At 58.8% G+C, this 15,048-nt stretch carries 15 protein-coding genes and 2 tRNA genes; 6 read left to right on the top strand and 11 right to left on the bottom strand.

Going from position 1 to position 15,048, the window contains the following annotated elements:
* The first annotated feature begins 108 nt into the window (after positions 1-108).
* Complete coding sequence (locus ACP7B3_RS17270) at positions 109-231, top strand: hypothetical protein (protein WP_426179824.1); 123 nt, start codon at positions 109-111, stop codon at positions 229-231.
* A gap of 222 nt (positions 232-453) precedes the next feature.
* Here the strand turns inward: ACP7B3_RS17270 and ACP7B3_RS17265 are convergent, their stop codons facing one another.
* The 3 genes from ACP7B3_RS17265 to ACP7B3_RS17255 form a co-directional block, all read right to left on the bottom strand.
* On the bottom strand, positions 454-1,017 hold the full coding sequence (locus ACP7B3_RS17265) for an acyltransferase family protein (RefSeq protein ID WP_145159849.1): 564 nt from the start codon (positions 1,015-1,017) through the stop codon (positions 454-456).
* Between the two features lie 191 nt (positions 1,018-1,208).
* Positions 1,209-1,284 (bottom strand) — tRNA-Thr (locus ACP7B3_RS17260).
* A gap of 127 nt (positions 1,285-1,411) precedes the next feature.
* Positions 1,412-1,645, bottom strand: coding sequence for a DUF2790 domain-containing protein (locus tag ACP7B3_RS17255; protein WP_426179822.1), 234 nt, complete (start codon positions 1,643-1,645; stop codon positions 1,412-1,414).
* 567 nt (positions 1,646-2,212) lie between these two features.
* Between ACP7B3_RS17255 and ACP7B3_RS17250 the strand changes: the two genes are divergently transcribed.
* Both ACP7B3_RS17250 and bcsQ read left to right on the top strand, forming a co-directional pair.
* Positions 2,213-2,947, top strand: a complete 735-nt coding sequence (locus ACP7B3_RS17250; RefSeq protein ID WP_426179820.1) for a cellulose synthase operon protein YhjQ/BcsQ — start codon at positions 2,213-2,215, stop codon at positions 2,945-2,947.
* Positions 2,948-3,132: 185 nt separating this feature from the next.
* Complete coding sequence (gene bcsQ / locus ACP7B3_RS17245; RefSeq protein WP_242198717.1) at positions 3,133-4,038, top strand: cellulose biosynthesis protein BcsQ; 906 nt, start codon at positions 3,133-3,135, stop codon at positions 4,036-4,038.
* A gap of 239 nt (positions 4,039-4,277) precedes the next feature.
* On the opposite strand, the gene ACP7B3_RS17240 is transcribed toward bcsQ, so the two are convergent.
* The 5 genes from ACP7B3_RS17240 to ACP7B3_RS17220 all read right to left on the bottom strand — a co-directional run bounded on the left by ACP7B3_RS17240 (position 4,278) and on the right by ACP7B3_RS17220 (position 8,440).
* The gene (locus tag ACP7B3_RS17240) at positions 4,278-5,465 is read right to left on the bottom strand and encodes a methyltransferase (RefSeq protein WP_426179817.1); all 1,188 of its coding nucleotides are present in this window, start codon (positions 5,463-5,465) and stop codon (positions 4,278-4,280) included.
* Entirely contained in the window at positions 5,446-6,135 is a 690-nt protein-coding gene (locus ACP7B3_RS17235) for an ABC transporter permease (protein WP_106577455.1), read from the bottom strand. The genes ACP7B3_RS17240 and ACP7B3_RS17235 overlap by 20 nt, the downstream gene beginning before the upstream one ends.
* The gene (locus tag ACP7B3_RS17230) at positions 6,135-6,827 is read right to left on the bottom strand and encodes an ABC transporter permease (protein ID WP_119738133.1); all 693 of its coding nucleotides are present in this window, start codon (positions 6,825-6,827) and stop codon (positions 6,135-6,137) included. The genes ACP7B3_RS17235 and ACP7B3_RS17230 overlap by 1 nt, the downstream gene beginning before the upstream one ends.
* A gap of 73 nt (positions 6,828-6,900) precedes the next feature.
* The gene (locus ACP7B3_RS17225; protein ID WP_426179814.1) at positions 6,901-7,653 is read right to left on the bottom strand and encodes an ABC transporter substrate-binding protein; all 753 of its coding nucleotides are present in this window, start codon (positions 7,651-7,653) and stop codon (positions 6,901-6,903) included.
* 13 nt (positions 7,654-7,666) lie between these two features.
* Positions 7,667-8,440 (bottom strand): ABC transporter ATP-binding protein, encoded by a 774-nt coding sequence (locus tag ACP7B3_RS17220; protein ID WP_106577457.1) that lies wholly within the window; start codon positions 8,438-8,440, stop codon positions 7,667-7,669.
* A 554-nt stretch (positions 8,441-8,994) separates the two neighbouring features.
* On the opposite strand from ACP7B3_RS17220, the gene gabP reads away from it, so the two are divergent.
* Positions 8,995-10,386, top strand: a complete 1,392-nt coding sequence (gene gabP / locus ACP7B3_RS17215) for a GABA permease (protein ID WP_145159859.1) — start codon at positions 8,995-8,997, stop codon at positions 10,384-10,386.
* Positions 10,387-10,526: 140 nt separating this feature from the next.
* Here the strand turns inward: gabP and ACP7B3_RS17210 are convergent, their stop codons facing one another.
* Both ACP7B3_RS17210 and ACP7B3_RS17205 read right to left on the bottom strand, forming a co-directional pair.
* Positions 10,527-10,940: a hypothetical protein gene (locus tag ACP7B3_RS17210; protein WP_426179811.1), complete on the bottom strand. Its 414-nt coding sequence runs from the start codon at positions 10,938-10,940 to the stop codon at positions 10,527-10,529.
* Between the two features lie 72 nt (positions 10,941-11,012).
* Positions 11,013-11,921 (bottom strand): alpha/beta fold hydrolase, encoded by a 909-nt coding sequence (locus ACP7B3_RS17205; protein ID WP_426179809.1) that lies wholly within the window; start codon positions 11,919-11,921, stop codon positions 11,013-11,015.
* A 171-nt stretch (positions 11,922-12,092) separates the two neighbouring features.
* Between ACP7B3_RS17205 and ACP7B3_RS17200 the strand changes: the two genes are divergently transcribed.
* A complete protein-coding gene (locus ACP7B3_RS17200) occupies positions 12,093-13,058 on the top strand; it encodes an arsenic resistance protein (protein ID WP_426179807.1) in 966 nt (321 codons plus the stop codon).
* An 88-nt stretch (positions 13,059-13,146) separates the two neighbouring features.
* Complete coding sequence (locus ACP7B3_RS17195) at positions 13,147-14,754, top strand: ArnT family glycosyltransferase (protein WP_426179805.1); 1,608 nt, start codon at positions 13,147-13,149, stop codon at positions 14,752-14,754.
* A gap of 146 nt (positions 14,755-14,900) precedes the next feature.
* On the opposite strand, the gene ACP7B3_RS17190 is transcribed toward ACP7B3_RS17195, so the two are convergent.
* Positions 14,901-14,976: transfer RNA gene (locus ACP7B3_RS17190), tRNA-Phe, on the bottom strand.
* Positions 14,977-15,048: the final 72 nt, after the last annotated feature.

The following is a 15,048-nucleotide window of genomic DNA, read 5'->3' as shown; positions in this document are numbered from 1 at the left end:
ATCACTAATGAAGTACTCCAGCCCACCTTTATCCCTATCAGGCGCACGCCTAAATTAGCCCCACTTGCCCGCCCATCACCTCGACGGCCGGCTAACGGAGCCACTGCCATGCCCTTTGTCAGCCTGCGCATCACCCGCGATAGCGCCCCGGCCACCACATTCACATCCTATTGCCCAGCATGGCAGGGCGACTCCAACACCTTCACCGCCTTTACCATCACCAAGGGGTGACGCCTGGGGAGGTTAATACGGGCGGATTTGTTGCAGTTATTGGTGAGACTCCCCTATCGAGTGAGAGCTATCACGTTCGTTGACTTAACGACTGCGTGGCGCTTTTCGCGCCTGCCTCAAAATCGGGCTCTCAGGCTCTGTCGCTGAGTTCGCGGCCGAGTGTCGGCCGTGTCGAGACCGCCAGGCAACACGCCGCGAGGTTCATCACGGCATGAAACTGCTCTACGCCATTGTTGCAGCGCTTTCCTGGTGTCGGGACTTTCGATGCACATAGTTCAGTGCAGGTTTCTCGATAAACAGCCACGACAAGGTGGCCAGCACGATCACAACTGCCGCAGTTGCCAGCATTGAAGCGTAGAAGCTCAGTGCCGTCGTATTGATCATGAGTTGCTGCACGGGGAAGGCGTAGAGATACATCCCATATGAAATATCGAATCGAGATTTAATGATTCGGTCTTTGCACAACGTCCCAAGTGACAGCACCAGAAGACTTACCCCGATACTTGCAAGCACCATAACCAACGGTGTGTTCAGGGAGACCAGAATAAGTGCTGCCGACAGAATGCCGATCAATAGTTTCGCTTTCGCGCTGCTGAATGCAGCTCGATAGAAATACAGCGAAGACCCTACGAAGAATGCAATCCCAACGGTTGAGTACACCAGTAGCTTCGGCGCCATCGGGTGTGCTGACGTGCTGCATAGGTAGGTGGTTATGCAAAAGGCAAGTGCGATGATCAGCGGCACGGTTGCCCTGCGCAATACCAGTAGCGCCAACGCGAGCAGCACGTAGCAGCCAAACTCAATTTTCAGCCGGACCAAAAGCTATTGATAGGGGATGAGGCCTCAGCCAAGGGCGCAAATGAGCGCAGAGACGAACGACATCACAGTCGATGTGGCCAGCTGTGTGTAGCGAGGGCGCTGATGCTTACGCCAGAAACAACAAAGCCCTCACATTGCTGTGAGGGCTTCGTCTTATATGGTGCCGGCACCAGGAGTCGAACCCGGGACCTACTGATTACAAGTCAGTTGCTCTACCAACTGAGCTATACCGGCGTGTTAGGGCGACGATTATAGCGATTGGCAAGCATCTGTAAACCCCTGAATTCTGACTATTTTTGCAGAGGCGAAGGTTTTTTTGTGATCACTGCTTTTTCGTCGTCTGCGGGGCCTCGAATCAGCCTCAATTTCCGTCCCCGCAAGTGTCGGTAAATTTCATGTACTCCAACACCTGTGTCCGGCCTTTCGAATCCAGGTAGTTCATTTGTGCATTCACTACGGCGCAGCCTGAGCGGGCGTCTTCGGTGGTTGACAGTACGCGCTGGATGTCCGGCTTTTGGCTTGCGTCGGCATGGGCGCCGAAGGTCAAGGCAAGCAGGCCTAAGGCGACGCAGTGTTTCCAGTTGTGCGGGGTCATGGTGCTGTCCTCTGGGGCGTCAATGGTGGGCTGAGGTCATTGAATGCCTTGCAGGTATCTGGGCTGTGTCTCGCAGCTTTGGTTTTGTCTCGTTATGTGTTGGCCTGACGTTTATGTACTCGCTGATACGAAAGAGGTTTGAGAGCGTTTGACATGAAATAAAAAATGATCAAAAAACACACAAATAATTTTTAGTTATTTGATTTAAAAAGAAATATGTAGATATTGGCTTAAAGCCATAAAAATGGCGCCATGCCGCTCATCTGAAAAAAATTTGTTACAAACACCAAAATACTGACACCATCAGTGTGATATCACACAATGCGCGCCTTAATTGATCGGCGATTAGAACGGGAGGAGCAGTCAGTGGGGCGTGCAGATCACATTTCAAAACTTTACACCGCGCTGGCTGAACCCTCTTTGCGCGAGCCCTCGGTGGCCGAGCCTTTACAGCGTTTGCTGGATCATTTGAACCAAGGGAAGGCCGCTTCTGTTCCCCCACCCCAAGTAGTAGAAAGCCCGGGCGGCGAGGTGTATTCGCACGCCTCGGCGCCCAAGGTGGTGGTTGTGGTTTCTGCTACCGGCGGCGTGGGGCGCAGCACGTTGGCCGCCGCGCTTGCCAGCGGTTTGCAGCGTCAGGGGCATCCAGCGCTGGCGCTGGACCTGGACCCGCAAGACGCGCTGCGTCATCACTTGTGCCCGGGGTTTGATCTGCCTGGCCTTGGGGCGACCAGCTTGCTCAATCAAACCTGGCAAGCCTTGCCCAAAAGAGGGTTTGCCGGGTGCCGGCTGGTCAGCTTTGGTGAAACCGACGCCGTGCAGCAACAAAGCCTGAATCGTTGGCTGGGGCAGGATCTCGAATTTCTCGGCAAGCGTTTGGCCGGCCTCGGGCTCAATTGCCAGGACACGGTGGTCATCGACGTCCCTGCGGGCAACACGGTGTATCTCGGCCAGGCAATGTCGGTGGCGGATGCGGTGCTGGTGGTGGTTCAGCCGGACGCGGCTTCGTTTCGCCGATTGGCCAAGATGGACGAAGTACTCGCGCCCTACCTTGCAAGTGAATCGCCGCCTCAACGGTTTTACGTGATCAATCAGGTGGACGGCGGTCACGCGTTCAGCCAGGACATGGCGGGCGTTTTCAAATTGCGCCTGGGTGATGCCGTGTTGGGCACGGTTCAACGCGATCCCTCGTTCAGCGAGGCGCAGGCTTACGGGCGAGACCCGCTCGACCCCGTGCTTGATAGCGCCGGATGCCAAGACGTGAATGCGCTGTGTCGGGCGTTGAGCGCGAGAATGCGCTAAAGGCGAACGGCCATTTATTTGACTATTTACCGTTTGTCTAAAAAACACCCAGTCAAAACATCAAAATAATGACACTTCGCCACACCTGTCACAGAATGCGTCACTAAGACGCCAATAATAAGACCTGCGGTAAGTGCCTGCTTGCCGAACTTCACGTCTTTACGATGCGTCGTGAGGAGTAGGCCATGAGCCTGAGTGAAGAGCTTTTGACGTTGTTCGGCAAAAACGTCACCCACGATGCCCAAGGCATCAATGCGCGCATGCACTTTTTCGGCAGCGTGCCTGCTGACCCATCCCCCCACGCACACGCTCACGCCGTTGATCTGGCAGCACTGCGCCCGAAAATCGTCGCGCTGGTGTCGATGAATGGGGGTGTCGGCCGAAGCACCTTGGCCACAGCCCTGAGCAGCGGCCTGCAGCGTCATGGCGAATCAGTAGTGGCGCTGGACCTGGACCCGCAGAACGCCTTGCACCATCACTTTGGCGTCAGTGCGGCGCTTCCCGGTATCGGCCGCACCAGCCTGGAGCATGGGCAGTGGAGCCCGTTGCAACAGCTCGGTTTCGCCGGTTGCCAAGTGCTTACCTTTGGCGATATCGATGTTCAGCAGCAGGAAAATCTCGAGCGCTGGCTCAAACACGAGCCGACCTGGCTGGCTCAACGTCTCCTATCGCTGGGCCTGAGCGAGCGGCAAACGGTGATCATCGATACGCCAGCTGGCAACAACGTCTACTTTCATCAAGCGCTGAACGTTGCCGACGTGGTGTTGGTGATTGTGCAGGCGGATGCCGCGTGCCTTGGCACGCTCGATCACTTGGATGTATTGCTTGCGCCGCACCTTGCCGGTGAACGCCCGCCTGCCGTGCATGTGGTGGTCAATCAGGTGGATGAGAGCAATGCTTTCAGCCTGGACATGGTTGAGGCTTTCAAACAGCACCTCGGCAAGGCTCCGCTGGAGGTTCACCGTGACATGGCGATCAACGAGGCGCTGGCGTTTGCTGCCGACCCGTTGGATAACGTTGCGAAACACCTGGCCAGCGACGATATCAACGAAATTTGCCAGCTGTTGAAGGCGCCCAAAAGAACGGCTTAAGCGTGGTTTATACGCGTTACGCCAGATGCTTATGCACAATCGGTTGGTCGTGCGTGTCACGAAACAGCCATTTTGTGGAGCCGTTCTCAACACGCTGCAACTGCCTGTTTTGCGTGCACTTTATAATGTGAACAAAAAATGACCAGCTTGGCTTTTGGCCTGTAGCGCTGATAGTTACAGCGCTCGTAAAGAATTCATCAACAGACTTATCCACAGGGCGCGTGTAGGAAATTTGCCCCTTAATCGCGCTCAGCCACCACCATCAAATTGCGCGGGGTCAGCGTGGCGTCGCAGAAGCTGCCTATCTCAACGTTGTAGCCCTGTTCGATCAGAAAAAGTGCCCGGTCCAGCACCAGCCACATTTCCAATGGGCGCCGAAACAACCCACGTACCAGCTCCAGGTTTCTGACCTCGGCCAGCCGGCGCCAGCCCTGCGCTTCCAGCGCCTGCCAATCCTGTTCACCTGTGGATAAGCCCTTGAGGCTCGCCAGCGCTTGGCAATAGTCTGCGAAAGGTTGATCCAGCCAGCGGGTGGGCAGGGAAGGCGTGGGCAAATAGTCGTCGCTGCCACGCAATTGCCGCTGTAACTGATCGAAGCCCAAGCGTCGGGCCATGGAGATATCCCGTTGCTGGCGTACGCGGTTGCCGGCAGTCACGGTTTCGCTCAACGGCAGGCCCAGGTCATCAATCGACAGCCGCAATTGCGACGCGCGTGCGGTGCCGGATACGGCTTGATAGCTGTCGGCGTTGATGCGGTTGTAACAGCAGGGCGCCAGTGCCAGTTGCTTGCAACCGGCCGCGCTGGCCAGTTGCAGCAGGCGCACGTGCAGGTCGCCGCAGGCATGCAGGGCGACGGGTGTGTGTTCGGGGCTGAGTGCTACCTGGGCCATTACGTCTTGCAGGCGATGAGTGACGGGCAAGTGGTGGTGATCGCTTAATGCCTGGCCGGAGGCGATCAGCGCCGGGTCGTATTCCAGGCATGTCAACTGCTGGCCGGGTTGCAGCAGGCGGCGGCCAAGATGGCCTTTGCCGGCGCACCAGTCCAGCCAATGGCCGGGCGTGTGGGTGAAATTGAGTGCGGCGCCGAAGGCTTCGATCTGTTGCCACTTGCGACCCGGTACGTCGACATTCAGTCGATGACGCGCCGGCCCTAGCGCCTGTGTCGGTAACCTGTCCACAGCACTGAGCTGCAGCGCCTGTTCGGCCAGCTGTGGAAAAGGCGCGGGCGCCGGCAGGGCGTGAGGCCAGTTGTGACAGCTTTCGGCATCGGCCAAAGTGCGCTGGCGTAACCACTGGCCAAGCTCGGGATACTCGCGTTCCCAGGGTAATTGCAGGTGCGTAAAGGGCCGTGGTCGCCACAGCCCTTGGTGCTCGATCAGGAACGCATCCAGCGCCGCGAAGCGCGCCTCAACGTCCCTGGCAAGCATCGACGCGCAACCAGCGTTCGAGCAGTTTGAAGCCGCGTACCAGGATGTAGGAAATCAGCAGGTAGAACACGCCGGCGGTGAAGAACATCTCAACTGTCAGGTAGTTGCGCGCAATGATGGTCCTGGCCATGCCGGTCAGTTCCAGCAAGGTCACCGTGCTCGCGAGCGAGCTGGCCTTGAGCATCAAAATGACTTCGTTGCTGTAGGCCGGCAGGCCGATACGGGCCGCACGCGGCAGGATGATATAGAACAGCGTTTTCGGCTTGGACATGCCCAGCGCGCGAGCTGCTTCGATTTCGCCCGGCGGGATAGCCTGGATGGCGCCGCGCAGGATTTCGGCGATATAAGCCGCCGTGTGCAGGGTCATGGTGGCCGTGGCACACCAGAAAGGGTCGCGCAGATACGTCCACATGAAGCTTGCGCGCACGGCGTCGAATTGGGCCAGGCCGTAATAGACCAGGAACAACTGCACCAGCAACGGGGTGCCGCGAAAAAAGAAGATATACGCGTAGGGCAGCGAGCGCACATACCAGCGCTTGGATGAGCGAGCGATGCCCAGCGGGATCGCCAGGATCAGCCCGAGAATCACGGCAATGCCAACCAGTTCCAGGGTCAGAATGGCGCCCTGGATAAACTTCGGCAGCCACTTATAGATGACTTCCCATTCCATTACGTCGTCCTCACGAAGCCGCGGGCGGCGCGTTTTTCCAGCACGTGCATAGCGACCATCGACAGCGACGTCAGGCCCAGATAAATGAACGCGGCGACCAGATAGAAGGTGAACGGCTGTTTGGTGACGGTGACCGCGATCTGGGCGTGGCGCATGATTTCTTCCAGGCCGATAACCGTGACCAGCGCGGTGTCTTTCATCAGGATCAGGAACAAATTGCCCAGGCCCGGCAGGGCGATGCGCCACATCTGCGGCATGATCAGGCGGGTGAAGATGCGAAACTTCGACAGGCCCAATGCCACGCCGGCTTCGCGATGGCCCTTGGGAATAGCGATGATCGCGCCACGTAACACCTCGGTGGCGTAGGCCCCGAAACACAGGCCCAAGGCGATCACGCCGGCCGCGAAAGCGCTGAGCGACAGGTCGGGAATATCGAGCATTTCACCCAGGCTGCGCATCGCGTTGATCGTGCCGAAATAAATCAGCAACACCCACAACAGTTCCGGCACGCCGCGAACGATGGTCGAGTAAACGCCGCCAAGCCATTGCAACGGCTTGTAGGGCGATGTCTTGGCCAAGGCCCCGGCCAGGCCCAGCACCAGCCCCAGGCATAAAGCCGTGAGCGCCAGTTTGACGGTCATCAGCGCGCCGGCGGCGAGCGCCGGGCCGAATCCGTAGAGATCGAAATTCATGGTGTTTTCATATCGCGGCAGGCATTGCTAAAAGCCGACGCGCTCAAGCAGCGCGTCGGGCAGGCCGTTCAGATCATTCGATGCTGAACGGGAAGTACTTGTCGTTGATCTTTTTGTAGGTGCCGTCTGCCTTGATCTCTGCCAAAGCCTTGTTCAGGCGCTCGCGCAACGGGTCGCCCTTGCGTACAGCGATACCGATCTTGTCGCTTTCTACAATGGGGTCGCCCTTGAATTCATAGGCCGAACCGTCTTTGCTCTTGAGCCATTCGTACTGCACGTATTTGTCGGCGAGGATGCCGTCCAGGCGGCCGGACGTCAGGTCGAGGTAGGCGTTTTCCTGGGTGTCATAAAGCTTGGCCTCGGTGTCCGGCAGCTTGTCTTCCAGGTAAGTACCGGCCAGCGTCGCGCGCTGTGCACCGATGACCTTGCCCTTCAGGTAGGCCGCGTCGGTCTTGAAGTCCGCAGTCGCTTTAGGCGCGATGAATTGCAGCTTGTTGGAGTAGTACGGGTCGGTGAAGTCGACGGCCTGCTTGCGCTCATCGGTGATCGACAGCGAGGACACCAGGAAGTCGAACTTCTTGGCGTTCAGGGCCGGGATGATGCCGTCCCAGTCGGACACATACACTTCGCACTTCTCGACTTTCATCTTCGCGCACAGGGCGTCGCCGATGTCTTTGTCGAAGCCGACGACGTTGCCGCTGGCGTCTTTATTGTTGAAGGGCGGGTAGGCCGCTTCGATCCCCATCTTCAAGGTTTCTGCCATGGCCGTGGCGCTGAACGCCATCGAAACGGCCGCGGCCAGAAGGAATTTTTTATAGTTCTGCATGCATGTTGCTCCGTTAGCGGTTGCTGGACATGAATTGTTTGCAGCGCGCCGAAAGCGGGTTTTCAAATACCTGCTGTGGCGATCCTTGCTCTTCGACCAGGCCCTGGTGCAGGAACACCACTTCACTGGACACCTGACGGGCAAAGCCCATTTCATGGGTGACCAACAGCATGGTGCGGCCTTCTTCGGCCAGCGCGCGGATCACATTAAGTACTTCCTGGACCATTTCCGGGTCAAGCGCCGATGTCGGCTCGTCGAACAGGATGACCTTGGGCTGCATGGCCAGGGTGCGTGCAATGGCCGCCCGTTGCTGCTGGCCACCGGACAGTTGCGCAGGGTAGGCGTGGCGCTTGTCGGCGATGCCGACCTTGGCCAGCAAGGCTTCGGCCACTTCCGTGGCTTCGGCTTTGCTTTGGCCGAGCACACGGCGGGGCGCCTCGATGATGTTGTCGAGGATGCTCATGTGCGGCCACAGATTAAAGTTTTGAAACACAAAACCGATTTCGCTGCGCAGGCGGTTGATCTGTTTGCCGTCGGCGGCCATCAGCTCGCCGTTTTTCGCGGCCTTGAGCTTGAGTTCTTCGCCGGCGACCAGGATCTGTCCCTGGTGCGGGTTTTCCAGCAGGTTGATGCAGCGCAGGAAGGTGGACTTGCCGGAACCGGAGGAACCCAGGATCGAGATCACGTCGCCGTCGCGGGCGGTCAGCGAGATACCTTTAAGTACCTCAAGCTCACCATAGCGTTTATGCAAGTTGCGGATTTCAAGCGCGGGCGCGGCCTCGGCCATGTGCGGTCCTCATTGTGTTCATTGCATTCCTGCTGTTGGGCCGCCTTCCTGGCGAGGCGCCAAGCTAGCATAGCGTTCGGATGGCAGCCAACAGCGCTGCGGACGGTTAACGGGTGGCCTGCGGCAGGGTGTCGCATCGGCGCAGCAGCGTGTCGCGCCATCAACAACCTACAGACGTTTGAACCCGAGAAATCCACAGGCTTTGCGTAAAAAAGGGCGCGATGGTGCCAGCTTTGGCCGGGTGTTGGAAGGGTTAACCGGGCAAACGGTCCACATCAGCCCTTTTGTGGGGCGTCACGCACTTTTTGTGTGTGTTTTTGGTGCGCATGACCGTCTGGATTGTGGGTCGCACGGTAACGCTATAGCGGAATGCCATTGTTCTCAATGACTTGCGGCGCACGTTGAATTGTCCTACAGCCCGCGTCAATCGTGGCTCTGTAACATTTTGGCGCAAATCTTGCGTAAAAAATAAAGAACGCCCCGTTGGTTTCTTTTCACGAGAAAGATCGCAGGCCGGGCGGACCGTTTTCGCAATTCCTCGTAAAGGTGTGTCAATGAGTAGTACGCAAAGCTCCAATGACCTCGAACAGGGGCTCAAACCGCGTCACGTCACCATGCTGTCGATTGCCGGCGTCATTGGTGCCGGTTTGTTTGTTGGCTCCGGCCACGCGATTGCTGCCGCCGGCCCGGCCGTACTGCTGGCTTACGCCGCTGCGGGTACGTTGGTGGTATTGGTGATGCGCATGCTTGCCGAGATGGCGGTAGCCTCACCGGATACCGGTTCGTTCTCCACCTACGCCGACCGCGCGATTGGCCATTGGGCCGGTTTCACCATTGGCTGGTTGTACTGGTGGTTCTGGGTGCTGGTGATTCCGTTGGAAGCCAACGCTGCTGCGACCATCCTTAATGCATGGTTCCCCGATGTGGCGATCTGGGCATTTACCCTGATCATCACGTTGCTGCTCACGGCAACCAACCTGTTCAGCGTGAAAAACTACGGTGAATTCGAGTTCTGGTTTGCGTTGATCAAAGTCGTGGCGATTGTGGGCTTTGTGATCCTCGGCCTGGCGGCGATTTTCGGCTTCCTGCCGACCAGTCAGGTCAGCGGCGTGTCCCACCTGTTCGACACCCAGGGCTTTATGCCTAATGGCATGGGCGCGGTATTGGCGGCCATCCTGACCACCATGTTCTCGTTCATGGGCACCGAGATTGTCACCATCGCTGCGGCCGAATCGAAGAACCCTGGCCAGCAAATCACCAAGGCCACCAACTCGGTGATCTGGCGGATTGGTTTGTTCTACCTGCTGTCGATCTTCATTGTTGTGTCGCTGGTGCCATGGAACGATCCGACCCTGGCGGCCGTAGGTTCCTACCAGACTGTGCTGGAACGCATGGGCATTCCGAACGCCAAGCTGATCGTCGACCTGGTGGTATTGGTTGCCGTGACCAGCTGCCTGAATTCGGCGTTGTACACCGCCTCGCGCATGCTGTTCTCCCTGGGTCGTCGCGGTGATGCACCGGCGATGTCCAAGCGCACCAACAAAAGCGGCACGCCTTACTGCGCGGTGCTGTTGTCCACTGGCGCGGCGTTCCTGGCAGTGTTCGCCAACTACGTCGCTCCGGCGGCGGTGTTCGAGTTCCTGTTGGCAAGCTCCGGCGCCATCGCGTTGCTGGTGTACCTGGTGATCGCGGTGTCGCAACTGCGCATGCGCCAGAAGCGCACGGCTGCGGGCGAGAAGATTGTGTTCAAGATGTGGCTGTTCCCTGGCCTGACCTACGCGGTAATGGTGTTCATCGTCGGTACGCTGACCATCATGCTGTTCCAGGAAGCGCACCGGGTCGAGATTATTGCGACCGGGATTTTGAGCTTGCTGGTGGTGCTGGCAGGGTTGTTTGTGGCGAGCCGTCGCAAGGCGCAGAAGGTAGGCGCTGCCGTACTCAATTGATGTAATGAAATGCGCTGCGCAATGCACCGCAATTCAAATGTGGGAGCGGGCTTGCCTGCGATTACGGTAGATCAGCCAGCACATCTGGCGACTGATCCACCGCTTTCGCGGGCAAGCCCGCTCCCACATTTGGTGTTGCGTCAGTCTGCTGAGTTGGCGAGCGCTTGGGAGGCCGCCACGTAATCGGCCTGAAACTGCGGCGATTCGATCCACGCCAGCGCTGCCGCTTCATCATCACTGTCCGTCGCCCACTGCCGGTACTCGATCAGTGCCGCGAGAATGAAGTCAGTGGCCTCTTCTTCGCCTTCCTGCTCCAGCACCAGCGCCAGCAACGGGTGCGCCAGGAATGCTGCACACAGTGCCTGCTGGCTGGTTTCGCCCGCGGTGCGCATCTCCATAAACAACTCGGTCAAATCTACCGACTCAAGGTCAATGCGGCTGTCATCGCCGGCGAACGCATCCGGCTTGGTCGCAACGCTGCGTTGGGTACGGTTTTGCTTGGCCTTGGCCTTTGCCCGGTGGGCACGTTTTTGCTGCTTGTTCGGCGAGGCCATGGGCTCAACGTCCTTGGGTACTGGGTCTGGGTGGGTATTGAAGCGCAGGTTGGGGGTAAATCCCAAGGGATTCTAAACGCGCTGACCGGGAGCGCCTTGCATCAACTCACCGCGTTGCAGCCACGCCAGTGCAATCGGCCACAGCCGGTCCTGATATTCACTGCGGAAAAAGGCGAAATGCCCGACGGCGTTTTCGCCAATATCTTCAGGGGCTATGCGCAGATGCGTGCGCTCGCTGTGTTCGAAATAGCCCAGTAGCCGCTCAATTGCCGCCACCGTGCCAAACGGGTCGTCGGTGATGCTGATCGCCAGCAATTGTGCCTTCACGCGGGCAAATGGCAGCTCATTCAGTGCGCGCCCGCTGGGGCGCGTCTCGTACCGGTGGGTTGGCGTGCCCCAGTCGTGCACCACGCCGGCCGGTGTGTCTTCCAGCCAGCCCAGGCGTTTGCCGGGGAAGTAGCCATACAGCGCGGTCACCAGCGGCATCACGACATGCCACTTGGCAAACATGCGCCAGCGCCCGCTGGCCTCATAGTCGCGCCAGTACGCAAACTGCGCGCCGACTGTGACGATGCGTCGGATCACCGCGCCGGAGGCGCCAAGCCCCGCCGCACAGCCTCCAAAGCTGTGACCGACCACCTCAATCGGCTGCCCTGGAAACTCCCGTTGCGCGCGCTGCAGCATCGCCTCGAAATCCAGCACGCCCCAATCCGACCACGACGCCTTGAAGCCGCGCAGCGAGCCACTGCGGGACTCGCCTATGCCTCGGTAGTCGTACGTGATGACGTCCAAGCCATTGGCGAACAGGTAGTCGGCGAAGCGTGAGTAGTGGCGGCAGCGTACGGAGGTGGCGGCGTTGATGATGACAACCGGGCGTGTCGGGTCGGTTCTGATATGGCGCCAGGTGAAGCCGCCGATGGGGTAGCCGTCGTTGGCGGGCTCACGGAATGCTTCCGGGGCTGGTCGAGTGGGCAGGTTCATAGGTCGGCTTGATCCTTGCGCTTTTGGTGTGGGCTGTAGGGCCACGCGCTTTTATAAGAAACCGAAATTAACAAATTTAGCGCGGCAGGGGCGTAACAAATATCGCGATGCTCGACCTCGCCCCCCCTGAGTGCTTAGGCTTGCGATCTGTTCATCAGCCAAAGTCAGTCCATGACCCGCGACACCCTCGAACACAATCAGATCCTCCTCTACTTCGTGGCCGTCCTGCTGGCGGCGGCATTCGGCGTGCTTGCGCCGCTGTCAGCCCACGGTCTTGGCGTGCTGGTGACGCCCGCCATCGCGGTGCTGATGTATGCGATGTTCCTGCAAATCCCGTTTCTGGAGCTGCGCCAGGGTTTGGGCAACAAGCGCTTTATCTCGGCGCTGTTATTGGCCAATTTCATCCTGGTGCCCTTGCTGGTGTGGGTGTTGACCCGTGGCCTGGTGGGGCGCCCGGCGCTGTTGGTGGGTGCATTGCTGGTGCTGCTGACGCCGTGCATCGACTACGTGGTGGTGTTTACCCACATCGGTAAAGGCGATTCGCGGCTGATGCTGGCGGCAACGCCGGTGCTGTTGCTGCTGCAACTGGTGCTGTTGCCGGTGTACCTGGGTTTCATGCTGGGCGCGCAATCCGCTGTCGTGGTGGCGGTAGAGCCGTTCGTGGAGGCGTTTGTGCTGTTGATTGTGCTGCCGATGATGCTGGCGGTGCTGACGACATTCCTGGCGCGGCGCTCCAGCGTGATCAATGTGTGGAGCGACGCCTGGGCCTGGCTGCCGGTGCCCGCGATGGCGCTGGTGCTGTTTGTGGTCATCAGCTCGCAGATCACCTCGGTGGTGCGCGATATCGGTTTGCTGTTGCCGCTGATGCCGGTGTACGTGGGCTTCTTGTTGCTGGCGCCGTTGATGGGCGCGTTGGCTGCACGGTTGTTGGCGTTGCCTGCTGTGACCGCGCGGGCGATCACGTTCAGTGCCTCGACCCGCAATTCTCTGGTGGTCTTGCCCCTTGCGCTGGCTTTGCCGGAAGACGTGCGCGGGCTGGCTGCAACGGCGGTGATTCTGCAAACCCTCGTTGAGCTGATGGGCGAGCTAGTCTACATCCGGCTGATTCCGGCACTGGTGTGGCGCGCTGGTCGATAAATCCATAAATGTTTGGGTTTGTTCAGGCGCTATTCAGGAGCTGAGTCGGCACCATGGAGTCGGCGCAGCCTACCTGAAAGGACATTCGATGGATCACCGCAGCCGTTTTCGCCTGGAGTCCCTGGGCCTGTTTCTGATCGCTTTACTGCTGTTCACCTTGGGCATCTGGGATGAGCAACCCCAAGGGTTTGACGGGCGTTGGGCACTGTTTCTGCAAGAAATGTTTCGCCATGGCGCGAGTCTTTTTCCGACTACCTACGGTCAGCCTTACCCGGACTACCCGGGGACCGCGACCTTTTTCAGCTTCGTGTTTGCCCGCTTGTTCGGGGCGCCCAATCACCTGGCGAATGTCCTGCCGACGGCGCTTGCCTCGGCGGGCATGATCGCGCTGATCTATCGCTTGCTGGCGCCATTGAGCCGACCTTGGGCGTGGCTGACGGTATTGCTGACGCTGCTCACCACCCAATTGCTCGATAAGTCGCGCTCGGTGTGCCTGGACCTGATGATCGCGTTGCTGTGTGTGGGCAGTTTCTACCTGCTGCACAGCGGCGAGCGCATGGGTTCGCGGGTGCGGCAGCTTGCCGTGTTCCCGTTATTCATTCTGGCGTTCGCGATTCGTGGGCCGCTTGGGTTGATCGAGGTGTGTGGCGTGGTGTGCGTGTACTGGGCGCTCGGCCGGCCGGGGCAGCGCGTCAAGCAGGTGCTGATTCACGGTTTTGTGGCGCTGGCGCTCTTGGTTGCCTGCTGGTGGGTGTTGATGAAGCTGGCGCGGTTCAGCGGGGGCGACGCCTTTGCCGATGAGGTGTTCAGGATGCAGGTCAGCGGGCGACTCGATGAGAGTGGCGAGCCGTTTTACTTCTACTTCAAGCTCAGTTTGTACCGCTACTTCCCGGTGGTGCCGCTGGCGCTGGCCACGATGATTGCGCTGCGTCATCGCTGGTCTGAGCGCTGGGTCAATGAGGATATTCAGCTAGTGGTACGGCTTGGCGCCTGTGGCTTGATGATTTTGCTTGGGCTTTCGCTGCCGCACTTCAAGCGCGCTTATTACATTTTGCCGATGGTGCCGATGTTCGCCGCTGTCGCCGCCTATGGGCTGCTTCAGGCGCAACATTGGCTGATCGGCGTGCGCCGCTGCTACGAAGGGCTTGTCGCGGCGCTACCGGCGTTGTGCGTGGTTGTGCTGTTTGTGTGTCGGCACGCCTGGCAAAAGCACGGCTACTGGCCGGACGTTTCGTTACCGCTGATGATTGGCGCGCTGCTGGTGTTGCAACTGGCGGCGCTGATGGCCTGGCGTCGTCCATTGCGGTTGGTGTGGCTTAGCGTGGTCGCACTGGCGGCGCAGTGGCTGCTGCTGGTGGTGGTGATAGACCCCGCCAAGGATCTGCAATTTGATACGCGCAAGTTTGTCAGCCAGGTTGAAGCGCTGCGTGAGTCCGATCCAGGCCCCTTGGTGTTCGTCAATCTGGGGCGCGATACCTGGGCGGTGCGCTACATGATGAACCTGGATCACGATGAGCAGCCGCTGTTCGTCGCTGATAATCAGCTTGAACAATTAACCACGTTGCCACGGCCATCCTGGGTGATTGTGCCGCGCAAGGAGGCAGCGCTGTTGAAAGGGACGTCGATGGAGCAGCAGGCGCCAAGCTTTGAAGGGCGGCTGAACGATAATCCGCTGATGGTGTTTTTGCTGAAGTAGGCGGGCGGCTTACTGCCGTTGCATGGGCTCGGGGCGATAGTGGATCGCCCTGGGTGGAACGCATAAATTCCAGACAACAAAAAACCCGCACTTGGCGGGTTTTTTGTGTGTTTCAGATGACGTTTGCACCACCTGAAACTAATTAGTGGTGCCCAGAGACGGAATCGAACCGCCGACACGGGGATTTTCAATCCCCTGCTCTACCGACTGAGCTATCTGGGCAACGGGGCGCATTAAACGGGTTTTTCAGGGGGTCGTCAAGCAAGTTTTCAAAAAATATTTAATTATTACCGT

This window comes from Pseudomonas sp. TWRC1-2 (assembly GCF_049896685.1).
GTDB lineage: Bacteria > Pseudomonadota > Gammaproteobacteria > Pseudomonadales > Pseudomonadaceae > Aquipseudomonas.
This window is presented reverse-complemented; position numbering and strand designations above follow the sequence as displayed.

Excerpts from the sequence above, each read along its gene's own strand:
- ACP7B3_RS17200 (WP_426179807.1), top strand. The coding sequence starts at position 12,093 with ATGACCCGCGACACCCTCGAACACAATCAGATCCTCCTCTACTTCGTG.
- ACP7B3_RS17210 (WP_426179811.1), bottom strand. The coding sequence starts at position 10,940 with ATGGCCTCGCCGAACAAGCAGCAAAAACGTGCCCACCGGGCAAAGGCC.
- ACP7B3_RS17195 (WP_426179805.1), top strand. The coding sequence starts at position 13,147 with ATGGATCACCGCAGCCGTTTTCGCCTGGAGTCCCTGGGCCTGTTTCTG.
- ACP7B3_RS17220 (WP_106577457.1), bottom strand. The coding sequence starts at position 8,440 with ATGGCCGAGGCCGCGCCCGCGCTTGAAATCCGCAACTTGCATAAACGC.
- ACP7B3_RS17230 (WP_119738133.1), bottom strand. The coding sequence starts at position 6,827 with ATGAATTTCGATCTCTACGGATTCGGCCCGGCGCTCGCCGCCGGCGCG.
- ACP7B3_RS17270 (WP_426179824.1), top strand. The coding sequence starts at position 109 with ATGCCCTTTGTCAGCCTGCGCATCACCCGCGATAGCGCCCCGGCCACC.
- bcsQ (WP_242198717.1), top strand. The coding sequence starts at position 3,133 with ATGAGCCTGAGTGAAGAGCTTTTGACGTTGTTCGGCAAAAACGTCACC.
- ACP7B3_RS17240 (WP_426179817.1), bottom strand. The coding sequence starts at position 5,465 with ATGCTTGCCAGGGACGTTGAGGCGCGCTTCGCGGCGCTGGATGCGTTC.
- ACP7B3_RS17225 (WP_426179814.1), bottom strand. The coding sequence starts at position 7,653 with ATGCAGAACTATAAAAAATTCCTTCTGGCCGCGGCCGTTTCGATGGCG.
- ACP7B3_RS17205 (WP_426179809.1), bottom strand. The coding sequence starts at position 11,921 with ATGAACCTGCCCACTCGACCAGCCCCGGAAGCATTCCGTGAGCCCGCC.
- ACP7B3_RS17255 (WP_426179822.1), bottom strand. The coding sequence starts at position 1,645 with ATGACCCCGCACAACTGGAAACACTGCGTCGCCTTAGGCCTGCTTGCC.
- ACP7B3_RS17235 (WP_106577455.1), bottom strand. The coding sequence starts at position 6,135 with ATGGAATGGGAAGTCATCTATAAGTGGCTGCCGAAGTTTATCCAGGGC.
- gabP (WP_145159859.1), top strand. The coding sequence starts at position 8,995 with ATGAGTAGTACGCAAAGCTCCAATGACCTCGAACAGGGGCTCAAACCG.